The organism is Microbacterium sp. 69-10 (genome assembly GCF_001897945.1).
In the GTDB taxonomy this organism is placed as follows: Bacteria; Actinomycetota; Actinomycetes; order Actinomycetales; family Microbacteriaceae; genus Microbacterium.
The window spans coordinates 60,814-66,401 of sequence record NZ_MKRT01000031.1 but is presented as its reverse complement, the minus strand read 5'-3'; the positions used below and the strand labels follow the sequence as shown (position 1 = coordinate 66,401).

The 5,588-nt window shown below is 70.1% G+C and carries 6 protein-coding genes; 3 read left to right on the top strand and 3 right to left on the bottom strand.

What is annotated here, in order from left to right:
- Window positions 1-114 precede the first annotated feature (114 nt).
- Window positions 115-795, bottom strand: coding sequence for a helix-turn-helix domain-containing protein (locus BGN97_RS17345; protein ID WP_292704360.1), 681 nt, complete (start codon window positions 793-795; stop codon window positions 115-117).
- A gap of 275 nt (window positions 796-1,070) precedes the next feature.
- Between BGN97_RS17345 and BGN97_RS17340 the strand changes: the two genes are divergently transcribed.
- Complete coding sequence (locus BGN97_RS17340; RefSeq protein ID WP_292704357.1) at window positions 1,071-1,337, top strand: hypothetical protein; 267 nt, start codon at window positions 1,071-1,073, stop codon at window positions 1,335-1,337.
- Window positions 1,338-1,412: 75 nt separating this feature from the next.
- On the opposite strand, the gene BGN97_RS17335 is transcribed toward BGN97_RS17340, so the two are convergent.
- A complete protein-coding gene (locus BGN97_RS17335) occupies window positions 1,413-1,799 on the bottom strand; it encodes a hypothetical protein (RefSeq protein ID WP_292704355.1) in 387 nt (128 codons plus the stop codon).
- Window positions 1,796-3,412: a PspC domain-containing protein gene (locus BGN97_RS17330; RefSeq protein ID WP_292704352.1), complete on the bottom strand. Its 1,617-nt coding sequence runs from the start codon at window positions 3,410-3,412 to the stop codon at window positions 1,796-1,798. Before BGN97_RS17330 ends, BGN97_RS17335 begins: the two co-directional genes overlap by 4 nt.
- 114 nt (window positions 3,413-3,526) lie before the next feature.
- On the opposite strand from BGN97_RS17330, the gene BGN97_RS17325 reads away from it, so the two are divergent.
- Both BGN97_RS17325 and BGN97_RS17320 read left to right on the top strand, forming a co-directional pair.
- The gene (locus BGN97_RS17325; RefSeq protein WP_292704349.1) at window positions 3,527-4,762 is read left to right on the top strand and encodes a PspC domain-containing protein; all 1,236 of its coding nucleotides are present in this window, start codon (window positions 3,527-3,529) and stop codon (window positions 4,760-4,762) included.
- Window positions 4,759-5,418, top strand: coding sequence for a response regulator transcription factor (locus tag BGN97_RS17320; protein WP_292704345.1), 660 nt, complete (start codon window positions 4,759-4,761; stop codon window positions 5,416-5,418). Before BGN97_RS17325 ends, BGN97_RS17320 begins: the two co-directional genes overlap by 4 nt.
- Window positions 5,419-5,588: the final 170 nt, after the last annotated feature.

Genomic DNA, 5,588 nt, shown 5'->3' with positions numbered 1-5,588 from the left:
CCGGGCGCGGACGTGCGGGGCGGCGCCGGTCGTTCTTCATGGGTTCAGGGTATCCGGGCGGCGGCGTCGGCTGATGAGAACAGGAGAGCAGTCGAGAACAGGGGGATGCTGCGCTCAGGCCTCGGGACGGATCGCCACGCAGCACTGGCCGACGTGCGGCTCGCCGTGCGCCTGCAGGTGCGTGCAGTCCATGCCCTCGAGGATGCCGCCGATCAGCGAGAGGTTCGCCGAGCACACCAGGGCGGTGTGATCGCGGGCCAGCGAGTCGAACGGGCAGTTGGCGAGCATGAGCGCGCCGTCCTCCTCGTGCGGCTCGAAGCCCTGGGCCGCGAGCACCGCGGAGACCCGATCGAGGTCGGCCGCGGGCTCGGCGGGTCGGGGAGCGGATGCGGTGATCTGCAGGCCCTCGTCATGGGCGACGTCAGCGACGGCGCGATCCAGGTCGGCGCCCTCGGCGGCGCGCTCGATCGCGCCCGCCAGCAGATGGCCGACCAGGTCGTACCGTCGTTCCGGGAGAGAGACGGAGATGGTCCCGCTCGCGCGCAGGTACAGCTTGGACGGGCGGCCCGCTCCAGGGCCCGTGCGGCCGGACAGGCGGCGGAACTCGGTCTCCAGAAGTCCCGCCTCGACGAGCTTGTCGAGGTGGAACCGTGCCATGTGCGCGGGGATGCCGATCGCCTCGGCGGCGGCATCCCTGCTGACCGGCTCGGTCTGCCGCGCGACGTACTCGTACAGCGCGCGCCGCGTCTCGTCGGCGAGGCTGCCGATGCTCGACGCCTGTGCGGTGATGTCCATGGTGACCTCTAAAAGAAGATGATCTTGCATTTAGAATCGGATGCTTCTTTTTTTGATCCTAACTTCTTTTAGAAAAGATGGCTCGAAGATGAGCGGTCGTAGTGAAGCACGAGCCGCGATCATGCAGAACGGCGATCGCGTCGCGTTCGTCCTGCTGCGCACGGTGTTCACTGTGGCGCCGATCCTGTTCGGATTGGACAAGTTCGTCAGGATCCTCACCTCGCAAGTTCGTCAGGATCCTCACCTCGGATTGGGAGCGCTACCTGGCCCCCTGGATGAACGACATCATCCCCGGCGACGCCCGCACCGCGATGTACATCGTGGGCGTCGTGGAGATCGTCGCGGGCATCCTGGTCGCGTTCCTGCCCCGACTCGGCGGACTGGTGGTCGCAGCGTGGCTGCTCGGGATCATCGTCAGCCTGGTCAGCGTCGGCGGATACCTCGACATCGCCCTGCGTGATTTCGGGCTTCTCGTCGCCGCCCTGGCCCTGTCCTTCCTCGCAGCCGGGCAGGGCTATGGGTGGCTGCGGCGACGCAGCTGAAGAACCCGCGTCGCGACGCGGGCGAAGGAAAGGAGGCGGCGGTCCAGGTGCTCTGGCCGCCGCCTCCCTTCGTGTTCACGTGCGTTCGGCCCGGTGCCGCTGCGCGCGCCGGATCAATCCGACGAGCCCGGTGATCAGCACCAGCGCTCCCAGGGTCAGCAGGATGAACGCGGTGATCGTCCCCGGGTTCAGCGAGGCGAACCAGTCGGTCACGCTGTCATGGCGGTCGGTGCCGCTCAGCATCCAGATGCCGAACCAGGCGATCGCCGCGAAGCACAGACCCCAGACGATCGCGGCCCAGCGGGTGCGGGGCGGCGGAGCGGATGCCTCGGGCACGGCGTCCACGAGCGGGTCGGCAGCCTCCGGCGAGGGGAGGATGGCGTCCTCGAGCGGGAGCGTCTCGTGCTCGGCATCCGGCGCGGACGTGGTCTCGGGGAGCGGGACGGTCGGCTCGGTGCTCACTGGGCGGCCTCCTTCTCTGCGGGCGCGAAGTACGTGATGCGGATCTCTCCGGACTGCTGGTCGATCGTGAGAGGGACGGTCACCAGATCTGCGGTGTCGTACTGCGCGGTGCTCTGAGGATCGAGTGCAGGACCCGTTGACCGGATGCGTTCGATGACCCGCTCCTTGCCGTCTCCCGTGCTCGTGCCCGTCCAATCCCCGTGGGACACGATGTCCCAGCCGCCGTCTGACGAGACGGCGGCCTTCAGCCACCCGACCCGCACATCGCCGACAGTCGCGGAGAGCGCCAGCTCGACTCCTGGGGGCACCTGGATGTCCGTGTAGCCGGTGCCCTTGCGAATGACGATCGGGTGCGACTTCGCGTCACCCTGGTCGGGTCTGCTCACGTCCACGGTCAGGGTGCCGAACGGCTGGATGACGGTGGGCTGGTAGGTGTTCGACGCCCAGGCATCCCCGAATCGCACATCGTCGATGGTCGCCGCGCCGCCGGTGATCAGCCCTGCGGCCAACGTCCCCACGGTCAGGAACGCCAGGAATCCGCTCCGCCGTCGGGCGACTCCGGAGAGAACCATGCCGAAGGCGAACACCAGTGCTGCGGAGAGCACTGCGAGGGCGCCCGTCGTGACGCCGGGGTTCGACGACAGCAGCCACACAGCCGCGGCGACGACCAGGGCCACACCGATCGTGGTGGCGACGTAGGCGAAGCCTGCGCGCGGGTTCGAGGCGCGGCGGATGCGGCGCCGCTCGGCGGCCTCGGCGGTGAACGCCGCGGCCGCGGTCTGCCGCTCGGCGCGGGCCTGGTCGCGCGCAGCGCGCTCGGCATCCTGCTGCTGCCGTCGCCACTCCTGGTCCTGCTGCTGCCATGCGGCGTGCTGGGCGCGCCAGGCGTCCAGCGCCTCGGCATCCGCAGGAGGGGCGGAGGCCTCAGGGATGAGGGAGGATGCCGGCGACTCGGCCTCTGCACCCGAAGCAGGGTCGATGCCGGCATCCTCCTCTCGGATCTCCGCGCCCGTGGCGGCGCCCGAATAGCCGGCCGGAGCGGAGGGGAACGGGGGAGTCTGCGCGACCGCTGAAGCCATTCGCGGATCCGGCGCGTCACCCCCCGGGGTGCGGCGCGCGGCGCGCACGATCAGGACGAGCAGGATGCCGACCAGCAGCAGCCCGACGATGAAGAGGAAGACGCCGAAGGGGCTCGCCCCGTACGTCTGGTACGAGTACGGGTTGAGGATCCTCTCGACGAGGAACAGCCCCACGGTGGGTGTGACCGAGAGCATCCCGAGCAGGAACCCGGCGAGGATGCCGAGCTGCGCGGGCTCGAAGTGTCCGCGCAGCAGCTCGCGCAGGTGGATGCGGCCCTCCGGGTCGGGGAGAAGCGCCCAGGCCACGGCGTAGAGCAGGATCATCGGCAGCCCGAACAGGGCCGCGACGACGAGGATGCCGCGGACGATGAGCGGATCGATGCGCAGCCGCGACGCGATGCCCGCCGCCACACCGCCGATCCAGCCGTCCGAGCGGGCGACGCCGAGGCCGGACACCCAGGCGAAGAACCGATCGGATCGGTGGGGCGTCGGGGGTCGCTCTGGAGCTGGAGGCGGCGCAGTCGGGAAGGTCATGCTCCGATCCTGTCGATGCCGGACCGAGTGCCGCCATGGGGTGATCCCCTGACTCGCCCCTGATCCTGGCCCCGGAGCCCGGGAATCGCGTCGTCCGGATGGTTGGATGGCGTCATGTCCTCTTCCGCGCAGCATCCGTCGACGCCTCTGGCTCGACCGTCGCGTGCTGTCGCGCCGCCGCGTCCGGAGCTGACGCGCGTGCGCGAATGCCTGATCTCGGGCACCGCCGAAGGGCTGGCCCGCCACCTGGGTGTGTCGACGTGGCTGGTGCGGGCGATGTTCATCGCGCTGACCCTGCTGGGCGGGGCGGGTGTCCTGCTCTATCTGTGGTGCTGGGTCTTCACACCGTGGGAGCCGGGCGAGTCCGCGCCGTCCCGGCGGGCGCCGGTGGCGTGGGTGATGCTGGTCGTCGCGGTGATCCTCGAGCTGATCGTGCTGTTGACGCTGCGCGGCGGAGGCATGTTCAGTGTTTCGCCGGCGAACATGGGGGTCTACTCCACGAGGTATGCAGACCTGGGCGCATTGTTCGGGTTGGTGCTGCTGCTGGTCGCCGGGTCACTGTGGGCCGACCTGATCGACAGGCACGATCCGGCTCGCGGGCCGCGGCAGGCGGCGATAGTACGGGGGATCACCATCATCCTGATGTTGGTCCTGCTGGTCGGGATGCTGACAAACCCGGTCGCTCCGGCGTACCTGCTCGTGCCTTTCGCGGGGCTGCTGGCGATGTTCGCCTCGTCGCTGATGCACCGCTGGCGCGAGCTCTCCGGCGAGCGGGTGCGGCGCATCCGCGAGGAGCAGCGCAGCGAGATGGCCGCGCACCTGCACGACTCGGTGCTGCAGACCCTCGCGCTCATCCAGAACCGCGCGGGCGCCTCCAGCGAGGCGGCCCGTCTCGCCCGGGCGCAGGAGCGCGAGCTGCGGGCGTGGCTGTACGACGGAGATGCTCCCGCCGACAGCGATCTGCCCACGGACCTGCGCGACTATGCGGGAGCGCTGGAGCTCGACTATCCCGTGCACATCGACGTCGTCTCCGCCGGGCTCTCGACCGAGCGGGCGAGTGGCGAGCTGGCCGCGGCGGCGCGCGAGGCCATGCTGAACGCGGCCAGGCACGCCGGCGGTGAGGTCTCGGTGTACATCGAGGGGTCGACGAGTGGTGTCGACGTGTTCATCCGCGACCGCGGCGCCGGGTTCGACCTCGACGAGGTGCCGAGTGACCGCCTCGGAGTGCGGCAGTCGATCATCGGGCGGATGCGGCGGGCCGGAGGATCCGGCACCGTGCGCAGCGACGAGAACGGCACCGAGGTGCACCTGCGGATCGCGGGGGCGCCACTGCGATCGGAGGACGCATGAGTGACAGCATCCGCGTGGTGATCGTCGACGACCACTCGATCTTCCGCTCCGGCCTGCGCGCCGACCTCGACGAGACCGTCGAGGTCGTGGGCGAGGCCGCGGACGTGCCCTCGGCGATCGCCGTGATCCGCGAGACGATGCCGGACGTCGTACTCCTGGATGTGCATCTTCCGGGCGGCGCGGGCGCGGAGGCCACGGGCGGCGAGTCCGTGATCCGCGGCTCTGCTCCGACGACCGCGCGCTTCCTCGCGCTGAGCGTCTCGGATGCTGCGGAGGACGTGGTGCGGGTGATCCGCGCCGGCGCCCGCGGGTACATCACGAAGGGCTCATCGGGCGTGGAGGTCTCCAAGGCCGTGCACGCCGTCGCGGGCGGGGATGCGGTGTTCTCGCCGCGTCTGGCGGGCTTCGTGCTCGACGCCTTCGGTGCGGTGGCCGGCGAGACGGCCGCGGTGGACGACGAGCTCGACCGGCTCTCGGCACGCGAGCAGGAGGTCATGCGACTGATCGCGCGCGGCTACGCCTACAAGGAGGTCGCCGTGGAGCTGTTCATCTCGATCAAGACCGTGGAGACCCACGTGTCCGCGGTGCTGCGCAAGCTGCAGCTCTCCTCGCGACACGAGCTCACGGTCTGGGCATCCGAGCGCCGGCTGCTGTGACCACGAGGGTGCTGTCCCAGTTGCGGCGGGTGACGGCATCCGAACCAGCCGCTTCTGAGACACGCGCGCCGGTGGGTGCCGATGCGCGCGTCAGGGCAGCATCCGTCGCACCGGGAGACGACGGATGCTGCGCCTCGGGGGCTCAGGCGGCCAGCCAGAGCCCCTTCCGA